Consider the following 14,575-nt stretch of genomic DNA (forward strand, 5'->3'; position numbering starts at 1 on the left):
GCCGGATTGTGGTCGCGTGCCCCGTACACGTACGGCTAGCGTGCGGCCATGACCAGCTCTTCCGGCACCGCCGCCCACCCCCGTTTCGCCGAGGCCCTGCGTGAACTCGGCCTGGAATCCGTCCTGTCCGAGGTCCGCTCCTTCCCGGACGCCACCCGTACCGCCGCGCAGGCCGCGGAGGCGGTGGGCTGCGCGCTCGGCGAGATCGTCAAGTCGCTGATCTTCGCGGCGGACCAGGTTCCGGTCCTGGTCCTGATGGACGGGGCGTCCCGGGTGGACATGGAGCTCGTCCGGCGCGAGCTGGGCGCCGAGAAGGTCACGCGCCCGAACGCGGACTTCGTACGGGAGACCACCGGGTACGCGATCGGCGGGGTGCCGCCCTTCGGGCACCGCACCCGCACCCGGGTCCTCGCCGACCGCGGCCTGCTCGACCACGCCGTGGTGTGGGCGGCCGCCGGCACCCCGCACACGGTGTTCCCGATGGACCCGAAGGAACTGATCGCGCACGCGGGCGGCACGCTGGTGGACGTACGCGAGTCCGACCGGTGACGCCGCTGGTCGCGGGGGCGGTGGTCCTCGCCGCCGTCACGCACGCCAGCTGGAACGCGATGGCGCACCGCATCAAGGACCAGCTGGTCGCGTTCACGCTCATATCCGGGGGCGGCGCCCTCATCGGCGCCGTCCTCGCCTGCTTCGCGCCGTTCCCGGCCGCCGGCGCCTGGCCCGCGCTGCTCGCCTCCGCGCTCCTCCACGTCGCCTACCAGGCGCTGCTGATGCGGTCGTTCAGCCTGGGCGACTTCGGCCAGATGTACCCGATCGCCCGCGGTACGGCACCGCTCGTCGTGACCGTGGCCGCGGCGGTCCTCCTCGGCGAGCGCCTCGACGGCTGGCAGCTGGCCGGGGTGGCCGTGGCCTGCGCGGGTCTCGTCGGGCTCGCCCTGTGGGGCATCCGCGGCTCGGGCCGCCGCCCGCACTGGCCGGCGCTGCTCGCCGCGCTCGCGACGGGGCTCTCCATCGCCGCGTACACGGTGGTGGACGGCGTGGGCGTACGCGCCTCCGGCACCCCGCTCGGGTACGTCGCCTGGCTGATGATCCTGGAGGGCCTCGCGATCCCGGCGTACGCGCTCCACCGGCACCGCTCCCGGCTCGCCTCCCTCCTCCGCCCGCACGCGGCGCACGGGCTCGCCGGGGCGGGCCTCTCCGTGGCGGCGTACGGCCTGGTCCTGTGGGCCCAGACCCGCGCGGCCCTCGCGCCGATCGCCGCGCTGCGGGAGTCGTCGATCATCGTGGGGGCGGCGATCGGGGCGATCTTCTTCAAGGAACGCTTCGGACTGCCGAGGATCGCGGCGGCGGGCCTGATGGTGGTCGGGATCGGCCTGATGCTGCACACGGCCTGATCCCCTGGGGGCTCCGCCCCCGGACCCCCGCTCCTCAACCGCCGGAGAGGCTTCCCTCTTCGGCTCTCCCACCGTCGTGGTGGCCGCTGTGCCCACCCGTTCCGCCCTGCGGAACGCCTGCCCACAGCGGCGGGGGGGGAAGGGGACGGGATGACGTGCCCCATTTGGGGCGCGGGGAACTGCGCGAGCAACCACGACGGCGCCGCAGGCTTTCGGGAAGGGGCGGGGAGGGGACCCGATCGAGCCCGAAGGGCGAGACGAGAGGCCGGACGGGCTCAGGCCAGAGCCGCGCGTACCGCCCGTACCAAGGCCTGCGCCCGGGGGTCGGCCGTGACCCCCGACTGGAGCCCGTTCGTCGTGTACCCGAACGCGACCCCCGACTCCGGGTCGGCGAACGCGAGCGGCCCCCCGCGCCCCGGGTGCCCGAACGACCCGGGCCCGAGGAGCGGCGAGGCGGGCCCGTGCAGCATGTACCCGGGCCCGAACCGCGTGTTCACGACCAGCACCCGGTCCGGCCCCGCCGACTCCTCCGTACGCGCCAACGCCACCGTCGCGGGCGCGAACAGCCGTGCGTGGCCGTCGACTTCACCGATCAGCCCGGCGTAGAACCGGGCGAGGGCGCGGGCCGTGGCGATGCCGTTGGACGCGGGAAGCTCCGCGGCCCGGTATTCCGCCGCGTTCTCGTCCGGCTCGTTGAGCGCGGCGAAGGCCCGCCGGGTCAGGGACTCGGGGTCCGCGTACGCCTCGGCCACGTTCCGCTTGGGCCGCAGCCGCAGCTCGCTTCCCGGCAGGGCCGCGGGCGGTTCCACGGGCCCGACCCGTCCGACCCGGTGCGCCTCGGCTTCCGGAAGCCCGAGCCACAGGTCGAGCCCGAGCGGCCGGGCGACCTCCTCGGCGAGCCACGTGCCGATGCTGCGTCCGGTCACGCGCTGCACGAGTTCGCCGACGAGCCAGCTGTACGTCTGCGCGTGGTAGCCGTGGTCCGTGCCGGGCTCCCAGACGGGGGCCTGCGCGGCGACGGCGGCGGGGCCGCGGGACAGCTCGGCCATCCCGACCGGCCGGTCGAGCACGGGCACGCCCGCGCGGTGCGAGAGCAGGTGCCGGACGAGGGTGCGGTCCTTGCCGTGGGCCTTGAACTCGGGCCAGTACGTGCCGACGGGCGCGTCCAGGTCGAGGAGCCCGCGCTGGTGCAGGAGCAGCGGCACCGCGGCGGCGACGCCCTTGGTCGCGGAGCGGACTATCTGCGCGGTGCCCTCTTCCCAGGGCTCCTCGCCGTCCACGTCCCGGCTGCCCGCCCACAGGTCGACGACCTTGCGGCCGTGCCGGTAGACGGCGACGGCCGCGCCGCGCTCGCCCCGCTCGGCGAAGTTCCTCGCGAAGGCGTCTTCGACGGGCTCGAACCCCGACGCCACACTGCCCTGGACGTCCACGTCCGTGCCCTTTCCGTGTCTGCTTCCGGCCGCCGCTCGCGCCGCCGCCGACCCTCCATGGTGCAACGTTCACCTATCGGTGCGGATTCCGGGTCTGCTCGTCGCCGGGCCGGGGGCATCTCGCTGCGGATTTCGGCGTTCCACGACCCTTGCGCGCCGGATTTCCGGGCAGGCGTGAGGGACGAGGGAGACGGGGCGGCCGCGCCGTACCCCGGATCGTGGGCGCTCAACCTCCGGACCGCCGGGGCACTTTGTCCGCTGTGTCACATGAGGCGGAGGTCACTTCGACCCGCGCACCCCTCGGGAAATATGCGACATTAGGGACGTAACGAAATCAGTCGTCTCTACGTGGTCGCCGTACGTACGCAACAGCAACACGGAGTTGAGGGAGCGCGTGATGTCCGCCGCCCTGGTCGAGGAAAAAGCACGGGCCCATCTCGTCACGGACGCCCCGGACGGCCATCGCGCGATCCGCGTCGCCCTGCGGTACGACCCTTCCGAGCAGGGCGCCGACATCCACGTCGCGATGCCGGGCTCCCCCGGCGACGTGGAGTGGGAGCTGCCGCGTCCGCTTCTGGAGAAGGGGCTGCGCAATCCGACCCGCAGCGGTGACGTCCAGGTCTGGCCGTGCGGCCGGGTCCAGACGGTGATCGAGTTCCACTCGGAGGCCGGGGTCACGGTGCTGCAGTTCGACTGCGTCGCCCTGCTCCGCTTCCTGCGCCGCACGTACGCGGTCGCCGCCACGCCGAGCGCCGCCCCCGCCTCGACCACGCCCACCGCGACCACCCCGGCCTGAACCGCGAACAGCAGACCGAACGGCGCGAGCAGCAGACCGAAACGGCCGGGACCCGGGCATCGCCCCGGTCCCGGCCGCCTCATGTCGAGGGAGCGCCGGCTCAGACCCCGGCCAACTCCCGCTCCCGGTCCGTTCCTTCGGACGCGTCGCCGAGCCGCTCGCGCAGCTGCTCACCCTCCACGTCGACGTCGGGCAGGATCCGGTCGAGCCACTTCGGCAGCCACCAGGCGCGGTGCGAGAGCAGCGCGAGGACGGCGGGCACGATGGCCATGCGTACGACGAACGCGTCGAAGAAGACCGCGATGGCGAGGCCGAAGCCGATCATCTTCACCATCTGCTCGCTCGACCCGATGAAGCCCGCGAACACCGCGATCATGATCACCGCGGCCGCCGTGACGACCCGTGCCCCGTGCCGGAAGCCGGTGACGACGGCCTGGCCGGGCCGCTCCCCGTGGACGTACGCCTCACGCATCCGCGTGACCAGGAAGACCTCGTAGTCCATCGCCAGGCCGAAGACCACGCCGACCATGAAGATCGGCATCATCGACATGATCGGGCCGGTCTGCTCCACCCCGAACAGCGAGCCCAGCCAGCCCCACTGGAACACCGCGACGACCGCGCCGAGCGCGGCGACCACCGACAGCAGGAAGCCGAGCGCCGCCTTGAGCGGGACGAGCACCGAGCGGAAGACCACCATCAGGAGCAGGAAGGCGAGGCCCACGACGAGCGCCAGATACGGGAGCAGCGCCTCGTCGAGCTTCTCGGACACGTCGATGTTCATCGCCGTGGTGCCGGTGACCATGGTCTTCGCCCCGGTGTCCGCGGCGATCTGCCCGCCGGCGTCCCGGATGTCGTGCACGAGCGCCTCCGTCTCGGCGCTGCTCGGCTTGGACTTCGGTACGACGGTGAGCATCGCCGTGTCGCCGGCCTTGTTGAACTGGGCCGGGGTGACCGCGGCGACCCCGTCGAGCTGCGCGACGGTCCGGCCGACCTGGCCCGCGGCCGCCTTCGGGTCGTCCGCGTCCGCCGCGTCGACGACCACCATCAGCGGGCCGTTGAAACCGGGGCCGAAGCCCTCCGAGACCAGGTCGTACGCCTTGCGCTGCGTGGTGCTCGTCGGCTGCGAGCCGTCGTCCGGCAGGCCCAGCTCCAGCTTGCTCGCCGGCACCGCGACCGCGCCGAGCCCGACCACGCCGACGAGCAGCACGACCAGCGGCTTGCGCAGCACGAAGCGGGCCCAGCGGGTGCCCAGGTTGTCCTTGGCCGCCCCGGAGTCCGGGTTCTTGCGGGCCTTGCGTCCGACCACTCGGCCACCCGCGTACCCGAGCAGCGCCGGGATCATCGTCAGGGCGATCAGGACCGCGATCGCGACCGTGCCCGCCGCGGCGATGCCCATCTTCGTGAGCATCGGGATGTTGACGACGGCCAGGCCCACCAGTGCGATGACGACGGTGAGCCCGGCGAAGACCACCGCGGAGCCGGCCGTTCCGGCGGCCCGTCCGGCCGCCTCCTCGGGTGCGCGCCCCTCGGCGAGCTCGGCCCGGTAGCGGGAGACGACGAACAGCGCGTAGTCGATGCCGACGGCGAGGCCGATCATCATGGCGAGCGTCGAGGTGGTGCTGGACAGGTCGAGCGCCGAGGCGAGCGCGGTGATCGTCGAGACGCCGATGCCGACGCCGATCAGCGCGGTGAGCAGCGGTAGCCCGGCCGCGACGAGCGAGCCGAAGGTGATCACCAGGACCACGGCCGCGACCCCGACGCCGATGATCTCGGTGGCGCCGGTCTCCGGAATCGCCTGCAGCGCGTCGCCGCCGATCTCGACGGTGAGCCCGGCCTCCCGCGCGTCCTGCCCGGCCGCCTTCAGCTCTTCGCGCGAGGACTCCTGAAGGTTCATCCCGGACACGTCGTACGAGACCTGCGCGTACGCGGTCGTGCCGTCCTTGCTGATCGCCTTGGCGCGGTACGGGTCGACGACGGAGGCGACCTCGCCCCCGCCCCGCAGTTCGCGTACGACCCGGTCGACCGCGGACTTGTTCGCCGGGTCGGTCATCTTCTCCCCGGCGGGGGCCTTGAAGACGACGCGGGCGGTGGCGCCGTCGGCCTTGGCGCCCGGCGAGCGCTCCTCGATCAGGTCGAAGGCGCGCTGGGCCTCGGTGCCCGGTATGGAGAAGGAGGTCGAGCCGGTGCCCGACGCGTTGGCGGCGCCGACGCCCGCGAGGGCGAGCAGCGCGACCCAGATCAGGACGACGAAGTGCCGTCGCCGGAACGAGAACCGGCCGAGTTTGTAGAGGAACGTGGCCACGAGTGCGTACTCCCGGTCAGGTCGTGGGGTGTTCAGGGCAGGTCGAACCGGCCCGACGACGTGAGCGGTGCGTCAGGTGGGGCGGTACGGGGCGGGTCAGATGCCGAGGGCGGGGAGGATCACGGCATCGACGTAGTCGGAGAGGAACGCCCGGTTCGGCGGGATGTCCTCGATGAGGAGGGGAGCCACGACGGCTCCGACGGTCATGTGGACGACGTACTTGAGCGCCGGGTGGCCCTCGCGCACCTCGCCCCGGTCGACGGCGCGCTGGAGCATCGCGTCGAGCCCGGTGAGCTCGGGCGCGATGAGCAGCTCCCGCATCGCCTGGTGCAGATCCGGGTTGCCGTGGACGGCCTGGGCCAGGCCCCGCATCAGCGCGGAGTCCTTCTCCAGGCGACCGTCGTCCATCGCGTCGACCAGCGCGTGGAGGTCGCCGCGCAGCGAGCCCGTGTCGATCTCCTCGAAGGAGACCGGCTTGTCGGACCGCAGCGCCCGGACGACCAGTTCGGGCTTGCTCCCCCACTGGCGGTAGAGGGTGGCCTTGCTGGACCTGGTGCGCGTGGCGACGGCGTCCATCGTCAGCGCGTCGTACCCGACCTCGCGCAGCAGGTCGAGCACGGCGCCGTACAGCTCGGCCTCGCGCTCGGGGGTGATGCGGCTGCGCGCCACGGGGGCTCCTTCCGGAGATGCGAAGTGAACGAAACCGTTTCGTTCCCCTACGACCGTACGCCGGAGCCCAGCGAAACGAAACCGTTTCGTACGTGTGCTGGGTCACGCTCCGACGACGGTGCGCCGAGTTCTGCCGTTCGGGTTGCCGCCCCCTACATACCGGAAAAGCATGGTCAGGTGAGAGACGCCGCATACCTCCGCTTTCCGCATCTGCACGGCAACCTCCTCTGCTTCGCCGCCGAGGACGACCTCTGGGTGGCCCCCGTCGAGCCGGGGGCCGACGGGCCCGAGCGGGCCTGGCGGCTGACCGTGGACCGCACCCGGATCGGGCACCCCCGGTTCTCCCCCGACGGCACCCGGATCGCGTTCACGACCTGGCGCAGCCTCGACCCGGAGATCCATGTCGTCCCGGTCGCCGGCGGGCCCGCCACCCGGCTCACCTACTGGGGCAACACCGACACCAAGGTGTGCGGCTGGTCCCCCGACGGCGACGTCCTCGCCGTCGCCTCCCACGGCCAGCCCTTCTCGTACTTCACCTGGGCCTACTCGGTGCCGACCGACGGCTCCCCCGGCGGCAAGCTGCCCTGGGGCCCCGTCGACGACATCGCGGTCGCCGACCTGGACGGCGAGCGCCGCACCCTGCTGCTCACCGGGCGGCCGCCGCACGAGCCGGCCGCCTGGAAGCGGTACCGCGGCGGCGCCACCGGCCGGCTCTGGCTGCACGGCGAGCGGCTGCTGCCCGATCTGCGGGGGCACTTCGCCAGCCCGATGTTCGTGAGCGGCCGGATCGCCTTCCTCTCCGACCACGAGGGCATCGGCAACCTCTACTCCTGCCGCCCCGACGGCTCCGACCTGCGCCGCCACACCGACCACGACGACTTCTACGCCCGGCACGCGGCCGGCGACGGCGAGCGCGTCGTCTACCAGTGCGCGGGCGAGCTGTGGATCGTGGACGAGCTGACCGCCGACTCGAAGCCGCGCAAGCTCGACGTCCGCCTCGGCGGCCCACGCACCGGCCGCCGCATCTACCAGGTCCCGGCCGCCACCAACCTGGACGCGCTCGCCGTCGACGAGACGGGCCGGGCCAGCGCGGTCGTCGTCCGCGGCAGCCTGTACTGGCTCACCCACCGCGACGGCCCGGCCCGCACCATCACGGACACCCCGGGCGTACGGGTCCGGCTCCCGGAGATGACCGGCTCGGGCGGACAGGTCGCGTACATCACGGACGCCGACGGCGCGGACGCGGTCGAGATCGCCTATCTGCCGCGGGCCAGCGGCGACCGGGAGCCGCGCCGGCTCGCCTCCGGTGAGCTGGGCGTCGTCCAGGAGATGGTCGCCGACCCGGACGGGGAACGGCTCGCCATCGCCTCGGACGACGGGCGGCTGCTGCTCATCGACGCCACCGAGGAATCCAACGGCGAGGTGACCGAGCTGATCCGGTCCATCAACGGGCCGGTGCGCGACCTGGCGTTCTCGCCCGACGGGGCGTGGCTGGCCTGGTCGCACCCCGGCATCGGCCGCTCGCTGCGGCAGATCAAGCTGGCCCGGATCAAGGACCGCACGATCGTCGACGTCACCAACGGCCGCTTCGAGGACGAGAATCCGGTCTTCACGAGCGACGGCCGCTATCTGGCGTTCCTCTCCTGGCGCGGCTTCGACCCGGTCTACGACGTGCACACCGGCGACCTCTCCTTCCCCCTCGGCTGCCGCCCCTATCTCGTACCGCTGTCGTCGGCGACGCCCTCGCCGTTCGCGCTGCTTCCGGACGGGCGGCCCGCGGCGGGCGGGCTCGACCCGGCCGAGAACGGGGGCGAGGGCACGACCGTCATCGTGGAGACCGAGGGCCTGGAGAACCGGGTCACGCCGTTCCCGGTGGCCGCGTCGAAGTACAGCGCGCTGCAGCCGGTGAGCGACGGCGGCCTGGTCTGGATGCGCTGGCCGATCTCCGGCGCGCTCGGCGAGACCTTCGCCAACCCGACGGACACCTCGGGCCGGCCGAGCCTGGAGTACTTCAACATCGCCAAGGCCCGCAGGACCGAACTCGTCGACCACCTCGACTGGTTCGCGCTCAGCGGCGACGGCACCCGGCTCGTCGTCGTGGACGAGGGCGACCTGCGCGCCGTCCCCGCCACCGAGCCCGGCGACGGCGACTCGACGGTCTGGATCGACCTGCGCCGCATCCTGCACGAGGTCGACCCGGGTGCCGAATGGCGCCAGTCGTACGCCGAGGCAGGCCGGATCATCCGCGCCTACTTCTGGGACCCCGGCATGTGCGGCATCGACTGGGACGCGGTCCTCGACCAGTACCGCCCGCTCGTCGAACGGGTCGCGTCCCCCGACGAGTTCGCCGACCTGCTGCGCGAAGTCCTCGGCGAACTCGGCACATCGCACGCGTACGTCACGCCCTCGCGGCGCAACGAGGGCCCGCCGCACTACCAGCGCGCCCAGGGCCTGCTCGGCGCCAACCTGGTCTGCAGGGACGGGAATTGGCTGGTCAAGCGGATCCTGCCGGGCGAGTCCTCGGACTCCAAGGCGCGCTCGCCGCTCGCCGGGGCGGGCATCCGCGAGGGCGCGGTGCTCACCCACGTCGACGGCCGCCCGGTCGACCCGGTGACCGGCCCCTACCCGCTGCTCGCGGGCGCGGGCGGCACGACGGTCGAGCTGACCTTCCAGCCGGCCGAGGGCGAGGGGCGGGCAAGGCGCGTGGCGGTCGTCCCGCTGATCGACGAGCGCCCCCTCAGGTACCAGGACTGGGTGGCCAAACGCCGGGACGTCGTACGGGAGTTGAGCCACGGCAAGTGCGGCTACCTGCACATCCCGGACATGGGCGGCTCCGGCTGGGCCCAGTTCAACCGCGACCTGCGCATGGAGGTCTCCCGGCCCGCCCTGATCGTGGACGTACGGGGCAACGCGGGCGGCCACATCAGCGAGCTGGTGATCGAGAAGCTCACCCGCACGATCCTCGGCTGGGACCTGACCCGCAACGCCCAGCCCGTCTCGTACGCCTCAAACGCCCCGCGCGGACCGGTCGTTGCCCTCGCGGACGAGGCCACCTCGTCCGACGGCGACATGATCACGGCCGCGTTCAAGCTGCTCGGACTCGGCCCGGTCGTCGGCCAGCGCACCTGGGGCGGCGTCGTCGGCATGACCGGACGGCACCGGCTCGGCGACGGCACGGTGATCACGGTGCCGATGAACGCGGCCTGGTTCGACGCGTACGGCTGGGACATCGAGAACAAGGGCGTCGAGCCGGACCTCGAAGTGCTGCGCACCCCGCTCGACTGGGCCGAGGGCCGGCACGCCCAACTCGACGACGCCGTAAGGCTCGCGCTCGACCTGCTCGAACGGCACGGGGCCACGGTGCCGCCCGACCACTCGGACGTGCCGGACCGGCGGCGCCCGAAACTGCCGCCGCGGGAGGCGTGACCCGCGACGATCACACAGCGCAACTGTCCGGAATGCGGCTTCTGTTCCCTCGTGCCAGGCTGGGTCACGCCCCACCCACCACTTCTCAGGAGTGAAAACACATGGGCATGAAGGACCAGTTCAACGACAAGGCCGACGAGCTGCGCGACAGGGCCAAGGGCGCGATGAGCGGCTCGCAGGAAGAGCGCGAGCAGCAGGAGCGCGGCCAGCAGCAGCAGGAGCAGCGCGGCCGTCAGCAGCAGGAGGAGACGTCGCAGCGCGGCTCGCAGGCCCAGGAGCAGGCGCAGAAGTACGGTGAGCAGGCCCAGAACGAGGCCCGCGAGCGCTTCGACCGCTGAGGCACCGCACACTGCGCGAGGGCGCACCCGGAAATCTCCGGGTGCGCCCTTCCTCGCTGTGGGGCGGTCCGGCCTCAGCCCCGCTCGGCCTCGTCCGCAGCCCCGCCCGCGCCGACCAGCCCGCGCGAAACCCCCTGCAGCCGCGGCTCGAACCGCCGCATCTCCCGCTGCCCGACGGTGGCGATGATCCCCGGCAGATAGCCCCGCAGGGACTGCATCCCCCGCAGCCACCACTGCGCGTACACATGCGCCGACCGCCGCTCGATCCCCGCCACGATCCGGTCGACGGCGGGCCCGAGCGGATACGTCTTGTTGGACGGCCACGGCAGCCGCTGCCGCAGCTCCCGCATCACGTCGTCCTCGTCCGCACCGCGCACCATGTCGGTGTCGGTCCACGACAGATAGCCGACACCGACCTTCACACCCTTGTAGCCGACCTCGGCGCGCAGCGAGTGCGCGTACGCCTCGACGCCGGACTTGGACGCGCAGTACGCGCTCATCATCGGCGCCGGGGTGAGCGCCGCGAGCGAGGCGATCTGCAGCAGGTAGCCGCGCGACTCCGTCAGGACCGGCAGGAACGCCCGCCCGGTCACCGCCGAGCCGATCAGGTTGACCTCGATCACCCGCCGCCACGCCACCGGGTCGGAGTCGAGGAACGGCCCGCCGCTGGCCACGCCGGCGTTGGCGACGACGATGTCGACCTTCCCGAACCGCTGCTTGACCTGCTGCGCGACCTGCGCCATCGCCTCATGGTCGGTGACGTCCGCGTGCCAGTGGTCGCTCTCGCCGACCAGCCGCTCCGAGACCTTCTTCAGCTCGTCCGGTTCGAGGCCGACCAGCGCCACCTTCGCCCCGCGCTCCGACAGCTTGCGGGCGAGCAGCTCGCCCACGCCGCGGGCCGCGCCGGTGACGACGGCGACCTGTCCCTCCAGGCTGACCTTGCTCATGCGCCCTCCCTGACCTTCTCGACCGTTTCGTTCCGTACGTACGTGCCGACGAGTTCCCGGATCCTCCCGGTCACCGCGTCCGGCGCCTCGACCGGCGACATGTGGCCGATCCCGGTGAGCTCGGTGAGCCCGACACAGTTCGGCAGCGCCGCGACCAGCGCCCGGGAGTGCACGGCGGGCGTCATCCGGTCCGCGGTGCCGACGAGGACACCGGTCGGGACGGTCAGCCGCCGCAGGTCCGCGGCCACGTCGAGGGTCTCCAGGACCCGCGACCAGCCGTACCGCACGAGGCGCGGGCAGGCGTGCACGATCCGGGCGCAGGCCTCGACCTTGTCCGGCGCCGAGCCGGGCCCCATCGTCGCGAACCGCAGCACCTTCTTGCCGACCGGCGTGACCGGCCCGAGCGGCAGGCGCGAGCCGAGCACGGACTTGGTGAGGCGGGTGCGCAGCCGGCCGGCGCGGATCGGGAACACGGTGGCCTCCGGGAGCAGGTCCCAGCCGCCGGTGCTGCACAGCAGTACGGCGGCGGCGTGCTCCTCCAGCTTCGCGCGGCCCGCGGCGGCCATCAGCGTCATGCCGCCCATGGAGTGCCCCACGAGCACGGCCTGCTCGCCGGGCTCCAGGGTCGCGGCGAGCACCGCCTCCAGGTCGTCGGCGAGCGCCCGCGTGCTGTACCCGCCGGGCACGGCCGGGCTGCGCCCGTGCCCGCGCTGGTCGTACGCGACGACACGGTGGTCGCGCGCCAACTCCCGTATCTGCGCGGCCCAGAACGCGGTCGAGCAGGTCCAGCCGTGGGACAGGACCACGGCGGGCGCGCCCTCGGGGCCGTGCACCTCGACGTGGATGCGGGAGCCGTCGGCGGAGACGGCGGTGAGCTCACGGGCGGCGGCGGGCGGCGCGTACGGCCCGGAGGCGACGTGGGTGAGTCGGCTCATGCTGCGGCCTCGGCCTTCTTCTCGCGGCCGGACTTCGCGGCCGGTGCTGCTGCGGGCTTCGGCGCCCTGAGGACCTCGTACTCGCCGAGGTCCACGCGCCTGGTCGCGGCCCGGAACTCGCTGGTGGTGCCGGGCCAGATGGTGGTGTTGACGCCGTTCTCGTCGAGGTACCAGCTGCTGCAGCCGCCGGTGTTCCACACGGTGCGCTTCATCCGCTCCTGGACCTTGGCGTTCCAGGCGGTGACGGCCGAGGGGCGGGCGTCGAGGGCCGCCTTGCCGCCGAGGACGTCCAACTGCCGCATGTAGTCGGCGAGATAGTTCAGCTGGGCCTCGATCATCAGGATCATCGAGGAGTTGCCGAGCCCGGTGTTGGGGCCGATGACGGTCATGAAGTTGGGGAAGCCGTCGACGGTCGCGCCGCGCATCGACTGCACGCCGCCCTTCCAGTGCTCGGACAGGGCGATGCCGTCGGCGCCGACGACGCGCTCCGCGATCGGCATGTCCGTGACGTGGAAGCCGGTGCCGAAGATGATCGCGTCGACCTCGGCCTCGGTGCCGTCGGCGGCCACCACGGTGTTGCCCCGCACCTCGGTCAGACCGCTCGCGACCACGTCCACGTTGGGCTGTGCGAGCGCCGGATAGTAGGTGTTGGACAGCAGGATGCGCTTGCAGCCGATGCGGTAGTCGGGGGTCAGCTTGGCCCGCAGCGCCGGGTCCTTGATCGCGCGCCGCATGTTGGCCTTGGCCAGGGACTCGACCAGGCCCAGCTCGTTCGGGCGCTTGGTGAACGCCTGCACCTGCAGTTCCCTGATCCCCCACAGCACGCCGCGCCGCGCCTGCGTCGTGAACGGCAGCTGCCGGTGCAGCCAGCGCTCGACGCCGCTGATGGCCCGGTCGGCCCGCGGCATGACCCACGGCGGGGTGCGCTGGAAGAGGGTGAGGCGGCCGACCTCGCGCTGGATCGCCGGCACGATCTGGATCGCCGATGCCCCGGTGCCGACCATCGCGACGCGCTTGCCGCGCAGGTCGTAGTCGTGGTCCCAGCGGGCCGAGTGGAAGACCTTGCCCGGGAACGAGTCGAGGCCGGGGATGTCCGGCGTCTTCGGGTCGGAGAGCGGCCCGGCCGCCGAGACGACCACGTCGGCGGTGAGGCGTCCGCGTACCGTCTCGATCTCCCAGTGCAGCTCCGCCGTGTTCCAACGCAGCTGGGTCACCTCGGAGTTGAAGCGGATGTGCGGCCGCAGCCGGAACACGTCCGTCACATGCTCCAGGTACGCCCGGATGTGCCGCTGCCCGGAGAACGCGCGCGGCCAGTCGGGGTTGGGCGCGAAGGAGAACGAGTACAGGTGGGACGGCACGTCGCAGGCGCACCCCGGGTAGCTGTTGTCGCGCCAGGTGCCGCCCACCGAATCGGCGCGCTCCAGCACGACGAAGTCGGTGATGCCCTCGCGGCGCAGCCGGACGGCGGCCCCGAGCCCGCCGAATCCCGATCCGATCACCGCCACCCGCACATGCTCGCGCTCCTGCTCGGCCATGCCGCCGCCTCCCGCACTCCACGACTCTGCCAGTGATTACTGGCGCAATGGGGAGAGTAGAGCAGCTCCTTACCCATGGGTAGGGGTCGGACCGAAGAAAGTTACCGGCGGTAGAACGTAGGGTCGTGCTGTGCCCGAAGACCCGGAGATCCGCGAATACCGCATGGACGAACTGGCCGAGGCGGCCGGCATCACGGTGCGTACGCTGCGCTTCTACCGCGAGCGCAAGCTGCTCCCGCCACCCCGCCGCGAGGGCCGCATCGCCTGGTACGACGAGCACCACCTGGCCCGCCTGCGCACGATCACCGCACTCCTGGACCGCGGCCACACCCTGAACGCCATCGCCGAGCTCACCGACGCCTTCGAGGCCGGCCGGGACGTCGGCGAGGTCCTCGGCCTCCCCGGCGCCCCCACCGAGGAGACCCCGGTCCGCCTCACGCCGGAGGAGCTCGCGGACTACTTCGAGGGCGAGGTCACCCCGGAGAACCTGCAAGCAGCCCTCGACCTCGGGTACATCGGCACGGACGGCGAGGAGATCGTCCACATCAGCCGCCGCCTCCTGGACGTCTCGGCCACCCTCGTACGCGAGGGCGTACCGCTCGCCGAAGTGCTCTCCGCCGGCCGCCAGGTGCGCCAACACGCGGACGCCATGGCCGAGTTGTTCCTCCGCATCCTGCGCACGCACGCCCCCGACACCGACGTCGAGAAGCTGCGCCCGCTCGCGAAGGCGGTCGTCGAGGCGGAGCTCTCCCTCGCGATGGACCGCCGCCTCGGCCAGTCCTGAGCCCTGAACCGGGCCC

At 72.6% G+C, this 14,575-nt stretch carries 12 protein-coding genes; 6 read left to right on the plus strand and 6 right to left on the minus strand.

Features of this window, described 5'->3' with window-relative positions; translation table 11 throughout:
* Window positions 1-48: 48 nt before the first annotated feature.
* Window positions 49-549, plus strand: coding sequence for a YbaK/EbsC family protein (locus tag ACIDOF_RS26490; protein WP_409008603.1), 501 nt, complete (start codon window positions 49-51; stop codon window positions 547-549).
* Window positions 546-1,397, plus strand: a complete 852-nt coding sequence (locus ACIDOF_RS26495; RefSeq protein ID WP_409008604.1) for an EamA family transporter — start codon at window positions 546-548, stop codon at window positions 1,395-1,397. Before ACIDOF_RS26490 ends, ACIDOF_RS26495 begins: the two co-directional genes overlap by 4 nt.
* A 275-nt stretch (window positions 1,398-1,672) precedes the next feature.
* Here ACIDOF_RS26495 and ACIDOF_RS26500 read toward each other — a convergent pair whose 3' ends face one another.
* On the minus strand, window positions 1,673-2,827 hold the full coding sequence (locus ACIDOF_RS26500; protein WP_409008605.1) for a serine hydrolase domain-containing protein: 1,155 nt from the start codon (window positions 2,825-2,827) through the stop codon (window positions 1,673-1,675).
* Window positions 2,828-3,224: 397 nt separating this feature from the next.
* Here ACIDOF_RS26500 and ACIDOF_RS26505 point away from each other — a divergent pair, with 397 nt between their 5' ends.
* A complete protein-coding gene (locus tag ACIDOF_RS26505; protein WP_409008606.1) occupies window positions 3,225-3,623 on the plus strand; it encodes an SsgA family sporulation/cell division regulator in 399 nt (132 codons plus the stop codon).
* Window positions 3,624-3,723: 100 nt separating this feature from the next.
* On the opposite strand, the gene ACIDOF_RS26510 is transcribed toward ACIDOF_RS26505, so the two are convergent.
* Together ACIDOF_RS26510 and ACIDOF_RS26515 are read right to left on the minus strand one after the other, a co-directional pair.
* A complete protein-coding gene (locus tag ACIDOF_RS26510) occupies window positions 3,724-5,925 on the minus strand; it encodes an MMPL family transporter (RefSeq protein WP_409008607.1) in 2,202 nt (733 codons plus the stop codon).
* A gap of 96 nt (window positions 5,926-6,021) precedes the next feature.
* A complete protein-coding gene (locus ACIDOF_RS26515; RefSeq protein WP_409008608.1) occupies window positions 6,022-6,594 on the minus strand; it encodes a TetR/AcrR family transcriptional regulator in 573 nt (190 codons plus the stop codon).
* A gap of 177 nt (window positions 6,595-6,771) precedes the next feature.
* Here ACIDOF_RS26515 and ACIDOF_RS26520 point away from each other — a divergent pair, with 177 nt between their 5' ends.
* Window positions 6,772-10,020 (plus strand): S41 family peptidase, encoded by a 3,249-nt coding sequence (locus tag ACIDOF_RS26520; protein ID WP_409008609.1) that lies wholly within the window; start codon window positions 6,772-6,774, stop codon window positions 10,018-10,020.
* A gap of 101 nt (window positions 10,021-10,121) precedes the next feature.
* On the plus strand, window positions 10,122-10,358 hold the full coding sequence (locus ACIDOF_RS26525; RefSeq protein WP_409008610.1) for a hypothetical protein: 237 nt from the start codon (window positions 10,122-10,124) through the stop codon (window positions 10,356-10,358).
* A 74-nt stretch (window positions 10,359-10,432) separates the two neighbouring features.
* Here the strand turns inward: ACIDOF_RS26525 and ACIDOF_RS26530 are convergent, their stop codons facing one another.
* Genes ACIDOF_RS26530 through ACIDOF_RS26540 form a run of 3 tightly spaced genes read right to left on the minus strand, consistent with a single transcriptional unit; the run spans window position 10,433 to window position 13,775 of the window.
* Window positions 10,433-11,305, minus strand: a complete 873-nt coding sequence (locus ACIDOF_RS26530) for an SDR family oxidoreductase (protein WP_409008611.1) — start codon at window positions 11,303-11,305, stop codon at window positions 10,433-10,435.
* On the minus strand, window positions 11,302-12,240 hold the full coding sequence (locus ACIDOF_RS26535) for an alpha/beta fold hydrolase (protein ID WP_409008612.1): 939 nt from the start codon (window positions 12,238-12,240) through the stop codon (window positions 11,302-11,304). The genes ACIDOF_RS26530 and ACIDOF_RS26535 overlap by 4 nt, the downstream gene beginning before the upstream one ends.
* Window positions 12,237-13,775, minus strand: coding sequence for a flavin-containing monooxygenase (locus ACIDOF_RS26540; RefSeq protein ID WP_409008613.1), 1,539 nt, complete (start codon window positions 13,773-13,775; stop codon window positions 12,237-12,239). The genes ACIDOF_RS26535 and ACIDOF_RS26540 overlap by 4 nt, the downstream gene beginning before the upstream one ends.
* A 163-nt stretch (window positions 13,776-13,938) precedes the next feature.
* Between ACIDOF_RS26540 and ACIDOF_RS26545 the strand changes: the two genes are divergently transcribed.
* Window positions 13,939-14,559 carry a MerR family transcriptional regulator gene (locus tag ACIDOF_RS26545; RefSeq protein ID WP_409008636.1) on the plus strand — a complete coding sequence of 207 codons (621 nt, stop codon included), beginning with the start codon at window positions 13,939-13,941 and terminating at the stop codon, window positions 14,557-14,559.
* The last annotated feature ends 16 nt before the right edge of the window (window positions 14,560-14,575 follow it).

Source organism: Streptomyces sp. Da 82-17 (assembly GCF_046098215.1).
Taxonomy (GTDB): Bacteria; Actinomycetota; Actinomycetes; order Streptomycetales; family Streptomycetaceae; genus Streptomyces.

What these genes read in the sequence shown, in the direction of transcription:
- ACIDOF_RS26545 (WP_409008636.1), top strand. Translation starts at nt 13,939, where the DNA reads ATGGACGAACTGGCCGAGGCGGCCGGCATCACGGTGCGTACGCTGCGC.
- ACIDOF_RS26490 (WP_409008603.1), top strand. Translation starts at nt 49, where the DNA reads ATGACCAGCTCTTCCGGCACCGCCGCCCACCCCCGTTTCGCCGAGGCC.
- ACIDOF_RS26505 (WP_409008606.1), top strand. Translation starts at nt 3,225, where the DNA reads ATGTCCGCCGCCCTGGTCGAGGAAAAAGCACGGGCCCATCTCGTCACG.
- ACIDOF_RS26525 (WP_409008610.1), top strand. Translation starts at nt 10,122, where the DNA reads ATGGGCATGAAGGACCAGTTCAACGACAAGGCCGACGAGCTGCGCGAC.
- ACIDOF_RS26535 (WP_409008612.1), bottom strand. Translation starts at nt 12,240, where the DNA reads ATGAGCCGACTCACCCACGTCGCCTCCGGGCCGTACGCGCCGCCCGCC.
- ACIDOF_RS26530 (WP_409008611.1), bottom strand. Translation starts at nt 11,305, where the DNA reads ATGAGCAAGGTCAGCCTGGAGGGACAGGTCGCCGTCGTCACCGGCGCG.
- ACIDOF_RS26540 (WP_409008613.1), bottom strand. Translation starts at nt 13,775, where the DNA reads ATGGCCGAGCAGGAGCGCGAGCATGTGCGGGTGGCGGTGATCGGATCG.